Genomic DNA, 14,790 nt, shown 5'->3' on the forward strand with positions numbered 1-14,790 from the left:
GTTGCGCAATACGGCAATTCATGGTCGACGGGTGCACGGCTCGTCGACGGGTCCGCGGTTCGATGAGGGGAAGATGAGGGGAAGGCGGGGCGGCGATGGTACGTAACGGGTTGGAGCCCTGGCATCTGCTGATCGTGGCGATCGTGATCATCGTGCTGTTCGGCTCGAAGAGGCTGCCGGACGCCGCGCGTTCGGTGGGCAAGTCCCTGCGCATTCTCAAGAGCGAGGCGAGGGCGATGAAGGGGGAGGGCGCCACGCACCCCGCCCCCTCCGGTCGCGCCCCCTCCGGTCGCGCCCCCTCCGGTCGCGCCCCCTCCGGTCGCGCGCCCTCCGGAACCGCCGGCGATGACGCGGGGCGCTGAGCGCTGAGCGTGGTGCGCGCGGCTCAACTCAGGGGCTGGCCCTGTCGATTCCATACCGCAGCGGCTCGCCCTGCACGCGCGGATCCCGCCGGTATACGTAGACCGCCTCCGCCTGCGCGCCGCCCGCGGGCCCTTCCAGCTCGCAGGGGTACGTCACCTGCACCACGGCCGGCCGGTCGGTGACCCGCATCCGTATGCCGTCCGCGGGTCCGCCGTCGAGCACCGCGGTTTCCCATTCCGTCCTGCCCGTATTCACGTCCGGGTGCCTGCCCGGATCCCTGCCCTGAACATTCATGCGAACACTTTAAGGGTTGCGCAAGTTTAGGACTATGGGTGAGATCCGGACAGGGCCGTACGCGGCGCGGCGGACGGCGGCGGCGCCCGGCTACAGGGTGCGCTCCAGCCGGTCCGCCATCAGCTTGATGAAGCGCGAGGGGTCGCTCAGCTCGCCGCCGTCGGCCAGGAGGGCCATCCCGTAGACGAGTTCGGCCGCCTCGGACAGTCCCGCGTCGGCGTCCCGTTCCGTGTGGGCCTTCCGCAACCCGGTCACCAGCGGGTGCGTGGGGTTGAGTTCGAGGATGCGCTTGATGCGTGGCACCTCCTGGCCCATGGCGCGGTACATGTTCTCCAGGGCGGGCGTCACATCGTGGGTGTCCCCGACGATGCAGGCGGGCGAGACGGTGAGCCGGGACGAGAGCCGTACCTCCTTCACGCTCTCACTCAGCTCCGTCGTCATCCATGTCAGCAGACCGGCGAACTCCTGCTGCCGCTTCTCGCGTTCGGCCTCGACCTCCTTCTTCTCCTCCTCGGTGTCGAGATCGACCTCGCCCTTGGCGATCGACCGCAGCTGCCTGCCGTCGAATTCCGGTACGGACTGGACCCACACCTCGTCGACCGGGTCGGTCAGCAGCAGCACTTCGAAGCCCTTGGCCTGGAACGCCTCCATGTGCGGCGAACTCTCGATGGCCGAGCGCGACTCGCCCGTCATGTAGAAGATGTGCTGCTGGCCCTCCTTCATGCGGTCCACGTACTGCCGGAGGGTGGTCAGCCCCTCCTTGTCCTGGGTCGACGCGAACGAGGAGACGCCGAGGATCGCGTCGCGGTTCTCGAAGTCGCTGAGGAGACCTTCCTTCAGGACCCGGCCGAATTCCTTCCAGAACGTCGCGTAACGCTCTGGGCTGCCGGACATCATGTCCTTCAGCGTCGACAGCACCTTCTTGACGAGGCGGCGGTGCATCAACTGGATCTGGCGGTCCTGCTGGAGGATTTCCCGCGAGACATTGAGCGACAGGTCCTGCGCGTCGACGACACCCTTGATGAAGCGCAGGTATTCGGGCATGAGCGCTTCGCAGTCGTCCATGATGAACACGCGCTTCACATAGAGCTGGACTCCGCGCTTGTGCCCCTGCATGAACAGGTCCTGGGGCGGGTGGGACGGGATGAAGAGCAGCGCCTGATATTCGAAGGTGCCCTCAGCCTGCATACGGATGGTTTCGAGCGGGTCGTTCCAGTCGTGACTGATGTGTTTGTACAGCTCGCTGTACTCGTCATCGGTCACCTCGCCCCTGGACCGCGCCCACAGCGCCTTCATGGAGTTGATCGTCTCGGTCTCGCGCGGGACGGCACTGCCGCCGTCCTCGTTCGCGTCCGTGCCGGCGTCGGCGTCGGCGGCGGTGCCGGTGTCGGCGGCGCCCGTGTCGGCGCCCGTGTCGGCGTCCGTGTCCGCGTCCGTGGGCTCCTTGGCCATCTTGATGGGCCAGGTGATGAAGTCCGAGTACCGCTTGACGATCTCCTTGATCTTCCAGGTGGACGTGTAGTCGAAGAGCTGGTCGTCGATGTCCTCGGGCTTGAGCCGCAGCGTCACCGACGTACCCTGCGGCGCGTCGTCGACCGTCTCGATGGTGTACGTACCCTCGCCGCTGGATTCCCAGCGTGTCCCCCGGCTCTCGCCCGCCCGCCTGGTCAGCAGCGTGACCTCATCGGCCACCATGAAGCTGGAGTAGAAACCCACGCCGAACTGTCCGATGAGTTCCTCGGAGGCGGCCGCGTCCTTGGCTTCCTTGAGTTCCTTCAACTCCTTCAGGAACTTCGCGGTGCCGGAATTCGCGATCGTCCCGATGAGCTGCACTACTTCGTCGTGCGACATGCCGATGCCATTGTCGCGAACGGTGAGCGTGCGGTGCTCCTTGTCGACCTCGATGCCGATGTGGAGATCCGATACGTCTTCCCGCAGCTTGTCGTCGCGGAGGGACTCCAACCGCAACTTGTCCAACGCGTCGGAGGCGTTGGAGATGAGCTCGCGCAGAAATACGTCCTTGTTCGAGTAGATCGAATGGATCATCATCTGCAGGAGTTGACGCGCTTCTACCTGGAACTCGAATGTCTCGATAGGCATGTTGCCCGGATTCCTTCCCCGATTACTCGTCAGCGCCAATGCAGTGGGCCGGCTCACATGGTATCCAGCCGCCGCGGCGCTCACAGGGGGAGCGGCGAGAGCGGGCTCACAACGCCGCACAGCCGGGGCCGGGGCCGGATCCAGGGGGGAGGGAGGAGGCGCTATTTTTGGCGGGTCTGGACGAGGTGGCGTTGCAGGCGCGCGTGGCGGAACTGGTAGACCGCGCCGGCCTGGCGCAGTACGCCCCGCCGGTAGGCGTCGTCGAGGAACGCGACGACGGCCCAGGGGAGGCGTCCCGTCAACGGCAGCCAGATGCGGGAGAGTACGAGCCACTGGCCCCAGGCCGTCAGGCACAGGGTGTAGCCCAGGGCGCCGCCGAGGCCGCTGATGGAGCTGAGCATCAGTCCGTCCGTGGAGTTCCAGGCGAGCCGGCCCAGGTGCCCCTGGAGGAGGTCGACCACCGCTCCGCCGCCGAATCCGACCACTGCCCCGAACGTGGGTGCCCATATGAGCAGTTGGGTGGTCGCGGTTCTGCGGTTGGTGTTCAGGACGCTGCGTGGGTTGACGGCGGAGACGATGTCGAGCGGGGCTTCGAGGAGGCCGATCAGGCAGAAGGTGAGTCCGGTGGCGGCGCTGAAGACCAGGCCGTAGACGGTCCCGTCGATGAGCCCCGTACGCAGCGCGGCCGAGGGCCCGACGTTCCAGCCGTACGCGTGCAGCAAGCCGACCGCGAATCCGTAGGCGAAGCCGAAAAGCGCCCCGCCCAGCGTCCCGATCACCAGTCGGGGGCCGGCCGTCCATGTGATGGCTTCTGTCCGGCGGCGGATCCGCAGCCGTACGGCGGACGGTGTGACGCGCTTGCCCGTGACCGTGTACGTGAGCCAGTGCACGAGCCCGAACATGAGGCCGGCGAGGAGCCCGACGATCGCCGCGTCCAGGAGGGGGCCCGCGAGCGAGCCGCGGAAGGCGGCGGCGACGGCGCCGTCGACGAGGCCGATGGCCAGTCCGGTGATGAGCGCGGTGACGAGGGTGCGGGTGGAGCGGCGCAGTCCGTTGCCGATGCGCCACCAGGCCAGGTCGGGGGTTTCGAGCTGGGTGAGGTGGTGGGCGAGGTAGCCGAGCCAGTGCCGGGCGCGGTCCGGGTCGACGTCGCGCGGGCCGTGCCGGTGGCGGTGGCGGTAGACGGTGGGGAGGAAGTTGTCGAGCAGGTGGTCCTCCAGCTTCTCCGGGCTGCCGAACCGTTCGGAGTCGAGGAGGGAGACCGGATCGTGGTCGGGGGTGTCGCTGTAGACGGTGCGGGCGAGCGCGACCATCAGCGGTGTCGCCAGGACCGTGGCCAGCGGGGACACGGTCCCGTCCGGTAACCGCTCGCGCAGTTTCCTCAGTACGGGGTCCCAGGCGCCCGCGGCGGGGTCCGCGCGGTCGGTCTTGCGGGTGGTGCGGGGCAGGTAGTGGTCCAGGTCGTCGAGGGTGAGGTCGGTGAGTTCGACCGGCGCGGCGGAGGTCAGTACGTCGGTCTCGTCGACCGCGGCGGCGTATTCGGCGGGACGGCTGGTGAGCAGGAGGGGGAGGGTGGTCGCGTTGAGGGCCTCCAGCGCGGGGCGGCGCAGCCCGTCGGCCATCTCGTCGAAACCGTCCAGTACGGGGAGTACGCGACCGGAGTCGACCAGCGCGGCGGCCAGGCTCACCCTGCCGGGTCCCCGGGCGGCAGTACCGGGGTGGTCGCGCATCAGCCGTTCGGTCAGCCAGTCGCGCAGGGTGATGGTGGTGGGGTTCCAGGCGCCGATGCTGAAGATGACCGGAATGGGCTCCGCGGGGGTCCGCGTCGTCAGGTAGTCGAGGACGAAGCGCAGGGTCAGGACCGTTTTCCCGGAGCCGGACCTGCCGAGGACCACCAGCCGACCGGAGGGGACGCTCCGGTAGATCTCCGCGATCTTCTCCAGCCGGCCGCTCAGGTCCAGGGGGTCGTTCGCGGCTCCCGGTGGGAGGCGGCGGATGTTGGTCCAGTGGTCGGTGAGTCTCGTGGGGGCCGCCTTCCAGCGGACCGGCAGCGGGTAGGGGTCCTGGATCTGGCGTTGTTCCTCCTCGCGCTGCCAGCGGGCGGCCACCGCCTCCGCGAGTTGTTCCGTCGCGTCCGCCAGCGCATCCCGTGCCGCCAGCGCGTCCCGTGCCGCAGGAGCGGGCCGTGCCGCCAGCGCGTCCCGTGCCGCAGGAGCGGGCCGTTGCGAGACCAACGGCTCGGAATCCGGATCCGCCGGCCCCGGCTTCCCGGTCGGCTCCTCGATCGGCTTCTCGGTGCCGGGCCCACCGCCGCCCGGGTCGCCGGGGACGGCGGCGCTCAGCAACTCCTCACGGTCCTCGGGCCGTACGGCGAGCGCGTCGGCCAGCTGCTGCACCGTCGTCATGCGCGGGTTGCGGCGCTTGCCGGTCTCCAGGCCGCGGACGGTGCTCACGCTGACCCCGGAACGCCGCTCCAGCTCCTCCTGGGTCAGCCCCGCCCGTTCGCGCAGCCGTCGCAGGACCGTGCCGAACTCACTGGCCACAAGTCACGGCCCTTCCTCTGGAGTTGTCGCCTTTCCGCAGGTGGGGGACTTTAGCGCGGCCACCGGTCACATATGACCGGTTCAATGCGCTGTCCACGTTTCCTCCACGTAGGCCAGTTTCGATGGCATCGACGTGATCGACCGGGGCGAGGGATCGACCGGTCCGGAGAACGGGGAACCGCTATGCCGACGACGGCCGCGCCTCAGGGGCGCCTGCGGCTGGACGCGTGCCCGGACGGCGCGGATGGCGGGCGGACGGTGACCGTGCCTCAGGGGCATCCGGGGCTGGACGCGTGCCCGGACGGCGCGGATGACGTGCCGACGACGGCCGCGCCTCAGGGGCACCCGGGCGTCACGGTTCAGGGGCACCCGGGCATTACGGTTCAGGGGCACCCGGGCATTACGGACCTCACCGCTCAGGAGCGCGAGGTGCTCTACGCGCTCGGATGCGGCCTGGGGGACACCGAGATCGCCGCCGCCCTCGCCCTCACCGAGCGGGTGGTGGCCGGGCGGCTGGGGCGCGTCCTGGTGAAGCTGGGGCTGCGTGACCGGGCCGCCGCCATCGTGCACGCCTTCGACTGCGGCCTGGTCCTGCCGGGACAGGGCCCGCGCGGGCCGGCGGCGGCGCCGGACAGCACCGTCCGGCAACGGCCGGGCCGCCCCGCACCCGGTCCCCGGCTTCGTATCTCCCTGCTCGGCCCGTTGCGTACGTGGCTCGCGGGGCAGCCCGTGGACGTCGGCCCGGTGCGGCAGCAGGCCGTGCTGGCGGCGCTGGCGCTGAGCCGGGACCGTACGGTCAGCCAACGGCAACTGCTGGACGGCGTATGGGGGATGGACCAGCCGGACGGGAACGTCGTACCGGTCTACGTGTACCGGCTGCGCAAGAGCCTGCGTCTCGGGGAGTGTCCGGACTCGGTGATCCGGCGCGACCGGTACGGCTACGGGCTGGTACGCGGTGTGGCCGAGCTGGACGTGGCCTGCATGGAGGACCTCGTCACCGCGGCCGGGGAGGCCGAGCGGGCCGGCGACCTGTCCGAGGCGGTGCGGCTGTGCGCGCGGGCACTGGAGCTGTTCCGCGGTGAGCCGCTGGCCGGACTGCCGGGTGGGCTCGCCGAGTTGGAGCGGCTGCGGCTCGCCGAGCGCAGGGTCGCGCTGGCGCGGCGGAAGGCGGGCTGGCAGCTGAGGCTCGGCCGGGACGCCGAGGCGATCGCAGAACTGTCCGCCCTGGCCCTGGAGGAGCCGCTGAACGAACCGGTCGCCGCGACGCTCATGCACGCGCTGCGGCACGACGGTCGGCGGGCCGAGGCGCTGGCCGTCTTCGACCGCGCCGGCCGGCGGCTCGCCGACGACCTGGGGGTGGTGCCCGGCGAACTGCTGCTGCGGGCGCGGTGGGCGGTCCTGCGCGGGGACGGCGACGGCGGCGACGGTCGGGCGGGTGCGGCGTGATCGAGGGGGCGTCCCGGGGCCGCGACGAGGAGTTGCTGCTGGCGCGGATCTCCGCGGCCGCGGGCCGGGCACACCTCGGCAGGCGACGCGCCACCTATCAGGCGCCGCTCACCGAGCGGGGCATCTGGCGGACCGCCGCCGCCGGCGCGCGTCGCCTGCTGCGGGCCGGCGGCAGGAGGAGGCCGGGCTCGGGCGGGCGGCTGGACCTGTACGAGCACGGGATGACGGTCGCCGTGGACGGGCGGATCCATGTCATCCGCTACGACACCACGGTGGTGCGGCGGCGCGGGGTTCTGTCCCCGCGGGGTACCACCCGCGCCCATGCGCTCATCGACGTCAACGGCGAGCGGATCGTGCTGCGTTGCGGTGACTTCGGCCACCCGGAGGTGTGGGGGCCCGAGATCCGCCGGGCCGTCACCGACGCCCAGCTGCCCCGGGCCCTGGCCGCACTGGCCCGGGGAGCACGGCTCGACTTCGGCCCTGTATGGATCACCGCGGACGAGGTCGGATCCCGGCGGACGTCCCTCTCATGGGCGGAGGTCGAGCGGATCGAGATCCTCAGCGATTCCGTCGCCATCCGCGCTTCCGGGCGGTGGCTGGTGTGCGGAACCGTCGCGTCCGAAATCCCCAACCTCGGCGTCCTCCACGCGCTCGCCGAGCACTTGGCCGACGCCGAGCGGGACGACGCCTGATCGCCCTGGGAGCCCTGGTCCTGCTCCTGATCATCGCCTCCCGGACATGACGACACGGACAACGACAACGACAGCGACAACGACGACAACAACAACGGCCGGAAGACGGAGGATCGCATGGTAGCGCTGGGCGGGGACATGACGAACGCGCTGATCGACAAGGCGAGGGCGGAGCGCGAGCGGCGGCGGAGCGGACGGAGCCGGATGTCCGCGCTGGTCACGCTGGCGGTGGTGGGCGGCATCGGGCTGCTGCTGGCCCTGACGGTCGGCGGAGACCCGGACGAGGCGCCGACCTGCGACGACAAGACCATGACGCGCGACGACGTATGCGTCATCTACTCAAGTGGCGGCGGGGGCGGCTCCTTCTCGTACGAGGAGATGACCGACCGCCGCGAGTCGGGCGACACCGTGCTGCGGGGAATCGGGTTCGGCCTCGCCGGGCTCTGCGCGGTGCTGATGATCCCGGCGGCGGAGCGGTTGGACCCGTCCAGACCCTGGGGCGCCCCGGTCACCGGGCCCTGCCCGCGGTGCGGCATGACGAACCGCCGGGAGAAGAAGACCACGCACAGCGTCTCCCAGGGCGGGACGACCTACCACTGCACGGGCATCGTCACCCTGTGCGCCGACTGCGGCTTCAGTGCCGTCAGACGGCCCTGACGGCGGCCGGACCCAGAACTCCCCTGGGTACGGCTACTCATGCACCGCGCGACGCCGACGCCTACCGTCACGGGCATGTCCCAGAGCCCTGTACGCGGAGCCCAGCCCTCCGGGCGGTCCGTCCTGTATGCCGTCACGGGGCTCATGATGGCGGCGCTGCTGGCCACTGCCGTGGTGGCGGGAAACGTCGTGTGGAACGGCACCCCGTATCCCTCGGCCGACCCCGACACGGTCGCGCAACGGCTCAAGGCCCGGTCCGACGATCTGTACGACGACTTCGCACTGCCCGAGAAGTACGCCGCGGGCGCGGGCAGGATCGATACCGGCGCCTGCTACTACCGCGGGCTGAGGAGCATCGCCCACATCGACGAGGCACGAAGCGACGTCCGCGGCTTCGCCCTCGACTGGAGCGTGCCCGACGTCCCCGAAGCCACAGCCCAAGACGCACAGCGGCGCCTGCGCCAGCGACTGGTGCAGAAGGGTTGGAATCTCACCCACGAGGGCGACCGCGCAGGTGCGACCTTCCGCGAACTAGGCTTCCGATTCGAAGACCCGGTGGGCGGCGACAAGGTAGACGTGCAGTGGAACGACTCGACCACGACGCTGTTCATCAGCGTCTACGCCCCCTGTGCGCAGGTCCCCGACGAGTTCGTGGAATACGACGGGTCTGAGGCCGACTGGCACCCGAAAGAGCAATCCGCTCGGCTTTGAAGGAGACCTCCCGACAGGAAAGAGGAGGAGATCACCCGGCTCGTCGGGCGCTCCGATACCGCCGTGCCGGAAGAGGCGTACCGCAAGCAGATCCGGCCGGTGATCCAGACGGGCACCGCGATCACGGACAGCGTCTTCCCCCGGGAATCCGGAGCGGTAGTCACACAGATAGTCACGCGGCAACGCCAGAGGGCCCAGCTACACTTGCACACTGGGCCCTCTGAACTGCACTTTTGGCTGTCGGGGTGGCGGGATTTGAACCCACGACCTCTTCGTCCCGAATTAGGTCCGATCATGTTGCCCACCAGCTGCGAAGGATGTATGCCCAGGTCAGGCTGTTGGTGGCCGTTGGTCTCGAGTGGTGTCGCGAGGGCTCTGGGAGAAGATCTTCTCCCAGATTTCTCCCAAGCGGTGGGGTGACAGCGTGACAGTTGCTTCAGGATGTCGCGTTACGAAGGCGAATTTGCATGCTGCGGTACGCCGTCAGCGGCAGCACGGCGCATGGCGTACCACCGTCTATGCATTGCTCGCGCAGAGGATCGGTTGCACCGTCCTTTCAAGTACCTCGACGTCTCTCTGCTCTGGCTGAGGGAGTTGGCCGAACCCGCGGGTGTACCTGCACGTTTGGAGCAAGAATGGTGGCCTGGTAGATCAACAAGGCGCAGGGGGCGAAGTTCTGTATGACGAGCCAGGTGGAAGTAGGCGGCCTGAGGATCGCCAAGGCGCTGTCGTACGTGTGTGGGCATCGGGACGAACTCGCCGCGCTGCTTGACGAGGACGACGCCGCCTTGCGTGCTGTCGAAGCCGCAGTCGGCAGGCCGCCCGCAGACGTCTCGCTCACTACCCTTCTGGACGCCTTGCACGCAGCAGTTCGATGCGCAGGCGATCCATCGGGGGTGTATGGGGGAATGGGCCGCAGCGTGATGTCGGCCGGTGTTGCTGGTTTGGACGTCGTGTACCGGTGTCCCGTGCAGCTGTGTATCGGTCGATCCGGTCAGGAAGTGGACGGCGACGTGCCACGCTGCCAGTTCGCCGCCGGCGCGACGGCGCTGATCCGGGAGAGGCTCCCGTAGTGGGAGGGCTGCTCAGTGAACTCAGCAAGAAGCTCGCCGAGCGGTGGCTGACTCTCCTCGTACTTCCAGGCGCGCTCTATTTGGCGGTCGCCGCAGCCGGACACACTCTCGGGCAGAGCGCTGCGCTCGACGTGGGGCGGCTTACTCACGCGATCTCGGACGCTGCCCGGGCTCCCGTGGCGACTGCGGTAGGCGGCCAGGTCGTGCTGCTTGCTGCCATCTTGGCCGGTGCGGCCGCCGCTGGTCTTGCTGCCCAGTCCCTCGGCTCCGTTGTCGAGCGTATGACCCTGGCTGCCAGCTGGGGTGCATGGCCGTGGTTGTTCGGTGAGTTGGCTGAGCGGTACGTGGCACGCCGGCAGCGTTGCTGGGACGCGGCACGGGCGGAGTACGAAGCTCTACGGCTTCTGGAACGCGCTCCGCGACCGGCTGACCGTCCCAGGCCCCGGGAGCGTCACCGCGCTGCCCACAGGTATGAACGTATCTCAGTGGAGCGGCCTGAACGGCCGACTTGGAGTGGTGACCGGATCCACGCCACGGCGGTTCGGCTGGACCGAGATGCACATATCAATCTCCTCATCCTCTGGCCACACCTTTGGCTAGTGCTGCCGGAAGAGATACGTGGCGAGATCAGCAGGTCCCGCGCCGCGTTGGCGCGGGCTGCCGTCCTCGGTGGATGGGCCCTGCTCTATCTGCCTCTGGCCTGGTGGTGGTGGCCTGCAGCGCCGCTAGCCGCCACGATGGTGGTCGTCTCGGCACGTCGCCTCCGTGCTGCGTCGGACACCTACGCCACGTTGCTGGAAGCATCTGTGCGCCTTCACCTGGCGGACCTGGCCGACAAGCTGCGCATCGAGGAACAGCCGATGGGTCCTCTGCTCGGTGGCGCGGTCATGCGACGGCTGAGCAGCCCGGCGCCTGCGGCGGAACCGGCTTCGTGAGCTCCGTCGAATTCAGAGGCTCGCCTCGGCAGTCCTGGGCGGTGCGGCAGTCAGATCTACCGGAGACGGAGATCGGGAAGTGACAGGACGGTTTATGCAGGAGCGTGAGCAGGATTTCGCAAGGAAAAGCGAAGTGGAGAAGCGCATTGGCGTAGTGGAGTTACGGCTGGACCGGCTCGCCCGCGAACAAGATCCTCGGGTGGTGCTGGAGCCGGAAGCACTGGTCGAAGCCCGTCAGCTTGCCTCGATACTCCACGATGACGAGTCCGACCTGGAAGGTTACTACCTCCTCGGTTGGTTGCATGTCTCCAGGTACAAGGCACTTCCCGAAGGGGCTGGGCAGCGGGACAGAGAGGAAGCCGTAGCGAAGTTCACGCCCTGCTTCGTGTTCGGCGCAGATGAGGAGGATCTGCCGGACGAACTCCTTCCAGATGTGGCCCAGCGCGCGCTCGGCTTCGTCTGGAGGATCCAGCAAGGGATGAGTGCTTCGCCGAGCCCGGCTTTGCGCGCAAGAGTGACCGATCTCCTGCGCCGTATCGCGACCGCTATCCCCCGTGGAAAAAGCGAGTACGCGGAAACGCTGTCCAATCTTTCCGTCATCCTGAGTTCCCACTTCGACGCGGGTGGCGAACTGGCGGATCTGGACGCGGCGATCGACGCGGCCCTGGGCGCAGTGGAAAGCACGGCAACAGGGCATCCGAAACAGCCGGGCATGCTGTCCAACTTGTCAGGTGTGCTGATGACGCGCTTCACTCATACAGGTGCCACGGCGGACCTGGACGGTGCGATCGAGACCGGCCGATTGGCAGTCCAAGCTTCTGTGGGCTCCGCTGTCGGCAGGGCTGGCGGGCTCAACAACCTGGGTACCGCGCTGAAGACCAGGTTCACCGAGAGCGGCATCCTGTCGGACTTGGACGCGGCGATCGAAGCCTTCCAGGAAGCCTCAGCCCTCTGTACCGAGGACCACGAGAAGGCGGGAGTTCTTCACAATCTGGGGACTGCCTGGCACGGCCGATATGAAAGCACCGGCGCGCTGGCGGATCTGGACAACGCGATCGAGTGCTGCCAGGCCGCAGTCGAGGCGGCTCCCGAGGAACATCCTGCGCGCTCCATGTTCCTGTCTGGGCTCGGCACCGTCACGCTGACTCGATTCCAACGCACTGGTGAAACAGCGTATTTGGGCCGATCTGTTATTGCGTTCCGGGAAGCTCTGGAGATACTCCCGTCGGGGCACCGGGCTCGTGGGCTTCGTCTCTCCGGCCTGGGGCAGGCTCTCCTGGCGCGATACCGCATCGGCGGCGACAGATCCGATCTCGATACGGCGATCGAGATGAACCGCGCTGCCTCCCGGGAAATTACCCCGCATCAGACCGAGTTCAACGCGGTTCTCAACAACCTGGCCATCTCCCTCGGGCAGCGTTTCGAATGCACTGGTGACATGGACGACCTGGACGAGGCGATCAGTGCCAGTCGTGCTTCCGCTCAGGCCACCGCGGACGGTCACGTCGACCGGCCGACGCGTCTGTCCAACGTCGGTCTGATGCTGTGGACTCGGTTCAAGCACACCGGGGCGTTGTCGGACCTGAACGCCGCCATCGAGTTCGCGCACGGAGCCGTGAAGACGGCACCCCGTGAACACCCCGCCTTGGCGGCGATGCTGTCCAATCTCGGCACAGTGTTGTTGCAACGTTACGAGCGGAACGGGGACCCTCAAGACCTCGACGAGGTGGTCCGAAGAAACCGCGAGGTCCTCGGCATTACGGATGCAAGTAGTCCTGACCGCCCTCGCTTTCTCGCGAATCTGTGCACCGCCCTGCACACCCGTTTCCAGCGCCTTGGAGGCTTTGAGGACCTGGACGGCGCGGTCGCAGCGGGACATGACGCGACCGCTACCGTTCCGTCCCACCACCCTGAGCGCCCCAGGTACTTGTCCTTGCTGGGAGGTGTGCTGACCGTCAGGTTCGAGAGGACCGGGTCCATAGCGGATCTGGATGACGCGGTGGTTGCGTGCCAGGCTGCGCTCGACATCTCGTCCGCGGAACATCCGGAGCGCGCCGACTACCTGTTCCAGCTCGGTGCGGCCCTGTATCGCCGGTATCAGCGGACTCACACGCGGCACGACTTTGATCGCGCACTGGCCGCCCATATGGAAGGCGCGCGAGCCGACGGGGCCAGGCCCTCGATTCGTATTCGGGCCGCTCAGGCAGCGGCCTCAATGACCGGACGGTCGGATCCTGATCTCGCAGCCGATCTCTTGGCCAGCGCCGTACACCTGCTGCCCGAAGTGGCAGACCGCCGACTGAGCCGTGGTGACCAGCAGCACGCCATGGGCAAGTGGTCCGGGCTGGCCGGAGATGCGGCGGCACTGGCTCTTGCTTCTCGCGAAGGTACACCCGCTGATCGAGCAGCGCGAGCACTGCAGCTGATCGAGGTGGGCCGCGGCGTCCTCCACAGCCAGGCGCTGGACATGCGGAGCGACCTCGCAGAGCTTCGCGAGCGCCATCCCGACCTGGCCCATCGCTTCGAGGTACTTCGTGACGAGCTGGACCGGCCGATGGAATTGGCTTCCCTCACGGAACCCGACGGACAAGTCAGCGCCGCCGTACGTGCGGTCGATGCCGAGGAGCAACGACGCAGCCGCGCCGACCAACTTCAGGCCACGCTGGGGAATATCCGAGCGCAGGACGGATTCGCCAGCTTCGCTCGTCCCCCCGCCGTCAGTGACCTCCTGGCACAAGCCACCTCCGGCCCGGTGGTGAGCTTCAACGTCAGCCGCTACCGCAGCGACGCACTGCTGTTGACGTCCGATGGCATCGAGTCCCTGAACCTGCCCGACCTCACGTACGACCTCGTCATCGACCAGATACAGACCTTCCATAGGGCCCTGGAAACCGTTGCGGATCCGCGCATGTCGCCCCTCACGCGAAAGGAGGCGCAAGCGACGCTTCACGCTGTCTTGGAGTGGCTGTGGGACGCGGCGGCCGAACCGGTCTTGCGCAGCCTTGGTTTCACTGGTGAGCCCTCTCCCGGACAGTCGTGGCCCCGCGTCTGGTGGGCGCCTGGCGGGCTCCTCTCGCTGCTACCTCTGCACGCTGCCGGCCATCACTCCGAGTCGCTCCGGGCGGACTTGAGAGACGGGGTACCGCCGACAGTCATGGACCGTGTCGTCTCCTCGTACACCACCACGATACGCGCACTGCACCACGCGCGCCGTCGTCACACCTCAGCGCCGTCCGTGAGCCGGTCACTGATCGTGGCCATGCCCACAACTCCGGGCGTTCAAGGTCGCCTGGACCACGTCTCGGAAGAAGCCGCACTGCTGTGCGGCCTGCTGCCCGAGCCGACGCTCCTCATGGCGCCGGGTGCAGAAGCTGACGGCATGACCGTCCCCGGGCCGGAGACACGACCGACCAAGGCTCGGGTCCTGAAGGCCCTCTCCGATTCCGGGATCGTTCATTTCGCGTGCCACGGTGCCCACGACCCCGACGACCCGTCCCAGAGCCTGTTGCTTCTGCACGACCACGAACGTGATCCGCTCACGGTGGCGAGCCTTGCAGGAATGAAGATGGACTCGGCCCAACTGGCCTACCTGTCAGCGTGCCGAACAGCGTTCATGGAATCCGTGGAGCTGATCGACGAGGCCATCCATCTCACATCTGCCTTTCAGCTCGCGGGTTTTCCCCACGTCATCGGTACCCTCTGGGAGATAAACGACGAGGTTGCCTCGCACATGGCAGCTGACTTCTATGCTGAGCTCGGCGGGGTCACCGACCAGCATGGTGGCCTCGACACGGACGTGGCGGCCCGTGCTTTGCACCACACTGTGCGCAAGGTCCGTGATCGCTATCCCAAGGCCCCCTACCTCTGGGCGGCCCACCTGCACGCCGGGATCTGAACGCGGGCGGTGTCGCCGCTGAGACGCGGCATCGACATGCATACTGCTGTCGATGCCGCTTGCACCTTGGTCTCGACTGAT

The 14,790-nt window shown here is 68.1% G+C and carries 11 protein-coding genes; 8 read left to right on the forward strand and 3 right to left on the reverse strand.

What is annotated here, in order from left to right:
• Positions 1 to 95 precede the first annotated feature (95 nt).
• Positions 96 to 362, forward strand: a complete 267-nt coding sequence (tatA, locus tag ACZ7LS_RS15665) for a Sec-independent protein translocase subunit TatA (RefSeq protein WP_385134888.1) — start codon at positions 96 to 98, stop codon at positions 360 to 362.
• A 28-nt stretch (positions 363 to 390) separates the two neighbouring features.
• Here tatA and ACZ7LS_RS15670 read toward each other — a convergent pair whose 3' ends face one another.
• From ACZ7LS_RS15670 to ACZ7LS_RS15680, 3 genes are all read right to left on the reverse strand, one after another.
• The gene (locus ACZ7LS_RS15670) at positions 391 to 657 is read right to left on the reverse strand and encodes a hypothetical protein (protein ID WP_382521072.1); all 267 of its coding nucleotides are present in this window, start codon (positions 655 to 657) and stop codon (positions 391 to 393) included.
• A gap of 90 nt (positions 658 to 747) precedes the next feature.
• Positions 748 to 2,757: a molecular chaperone HtpG gene (gene htpG / locus ACZ7LS_RS15675; RefSeq protein WP_385134887.1), complete on the reverse strand. Its 2,010-nt coding sequence runs from the start codon at positions 2,755 to 2,757 to the stop codon at positions 748 to 750.
• A 161-nt stretch (positions 2,758 to 2,918) separates the two neighbouring features.
• Positions 2,919 to 5,300, reverse strand: a complete 2,382-nt coding sequence (locus ACZ7LS_RS15680; RefSeq protein WP_385134885.1) for a helix-turn-helix domain-containing protein — start codon at positions 5,298 to 5,300, stop codon at positions 2,919 to 2,921.
• 183 nt (positions 5,301 to 5,483) lie between these two features.
• Here ACZ7LS_RS15680 and ACZ7LS_RS15685 point away from each other — a divergent pair, with 183 nt between their 5' ends.
• The 7 genes from ACZ7LS_RS15685 to ACZ7LS_RS15715 all read left to right on the forward strand — a co-directional run bounded on the left by ACZ7LS_RS15685 (position 5,484) and on the right by ACZ7LS_RS15715 (position 14,709).
• Positions 5,484 to 6,746 carry an AfsR/SARP family transcriptional regulator gene (locus ACZ7LS_RS15685; RefSeq protein WP_385134883.1) on the forward strand — a complete coding sequence of 421 codons (1,263 nt, stop codon included), beginning with the start codon at positions 5,484 to 5,486 and terminating at the stop codon, positions 6,744 to 6,746.
• A complete protein-coding gene (locus tag ACZ7LS_RS15690) occupies positions 6,743 to 7,438 on the forward strand; it encodes a DUF6585 family protein (RefSeq protein ID WP_385134882.1) in 696 nt (231 codons plus the stop codon). Before ACZ7LS_RS15685 ends, ACZ7LS_RS15690 begins: the two co-directional genes overlap by 4 nt.
• Positions 7,439 to 7,555: 117 nt before the next feature.
• Positions 7,556 to 8,095, forward strand: a complete 540-nt coding sequence (locus ACZ7LS_RS15695) for a hypothetical protein (RefSeq protein ID WP_385134881.1) — start codon at positions 7,556 to 7,558, stop codon at positions 8,093 to 8,095.
• 75 nt (positions 8,096 to 8,170) lie between these two features.
• Positions 8,171 to 8,806: a hypothetical protein gene (locus tag ACZ7LS_RS15700; protein ID WP_385134879.1), complete on the forward strand. Its 636-nt coding sequence runs from the start codon at positions 8,171 to 8,173 to the stop codon at positions 8,804 to 8,806.
• Between the two features lie 680 nt (positions 8,807 to 9,486).
• The gene (locus ACZ7LS_RS15705; protein ID WP_385134878.1) at positions 9,487 to 9,879 is read left to right on the forward strand and encodes a hypothetical protein; all 393 of its coding nucleotides are present in this window, start codon (positions 9,487 to 9,489) and stop codon (positions 9,877 to 9,879) included.
• A gap of 806 nt (positions 9,880 to 10,685) precedes the next feature.
• Entirely contained in the window at positions 10,686 to 10,814 is a 129-nt protein-coding gene (locus tag ACZ7LS_RS15710) for a hypothetical protein (protein ID WP_267958655.1), read from the forward strand.
• 94 nt (positions 10,815 to 10,908) lie between these two features.
• The gene (locus tag ACZ7LS_RS15715; protein ID WP_385134876.1) at positions 10,909 to 14,709 is read left to right on the forward strand and encodes a CHAT domain-containing protein; all 3,801 of its coding nucleotides are present in this window, start codon (positions 10,909 to 10,911) and stop codon (positions 14,707 to 14,709) included.
• Positions 14,710 to 14,790 lie beyond the last annotated feature (81 nt).

Source organism: Streptomyces sp. NPDC039430 (genome assembly GCF_055639435.1).

Excerpts from the sequence above, each read along its gene's own strand:
- tatA (WP_385134888.1), top strand. The coding sequence starts at position 96 with ATGGTACGTAACGGGTTGGAGCCCTGGCATCTGCTGATCGTGGCGATC.
- ACZ7LS_RS15685 (WP_385134883.1), top strand. The coding sequence starts at position 5,484 with ATGCCGACGACGGCCGCGCCTCAGGGGCGCCTGCGGCTGGACGCGTGC.
- ACZ7LS_RS15705 (WP_385134878.1), top strand. The coding sequence starts at position 9,487 with ATGACGAGCCAGGTGGAAGTAGGCGGCCTGAGGATCGCCAAGGCGCTG.
- ACZ7LS_RS15700 (WP_385134879.1), top strand. The coding sequence starts at position 8,171 with ATGTCCCAGAGCCCTGTACGCGGAGCCCAGCCCTCCGGGCGGTCCGTC.
- ACZ7LS_RS15715 (WP_385134876.1), top strand. The coding sequence starts at position 10,909 with ATGCAGGAGCGTGAGCAGGATTTCGCAAGGAAAAGCGAAGTGGAGAAG.
- ACZ7LS_RS15670 (WP_382521072.1), bottom strand. The coding sequence starts at position 657 with ATGAATGTTCAGGGCAGGGATCCGGGCAGGCACCCGGACGTGAATACG.
- ACZ7LS_RS15695 (WP_385134881.1), top strand. The coding sequence starts at position 7,556 with ATGGTAGCGCTGGGCGGGGACATGACGAACGCGCTGATCGACAAGGCG.
- htpG (WP_385134887.1), bottom strand. The coding sequence starts at position 2,757 with ATGCCTATCGAGACATTCGAGTTCCAGGTAGAAGCGCGTCAACTCCTG.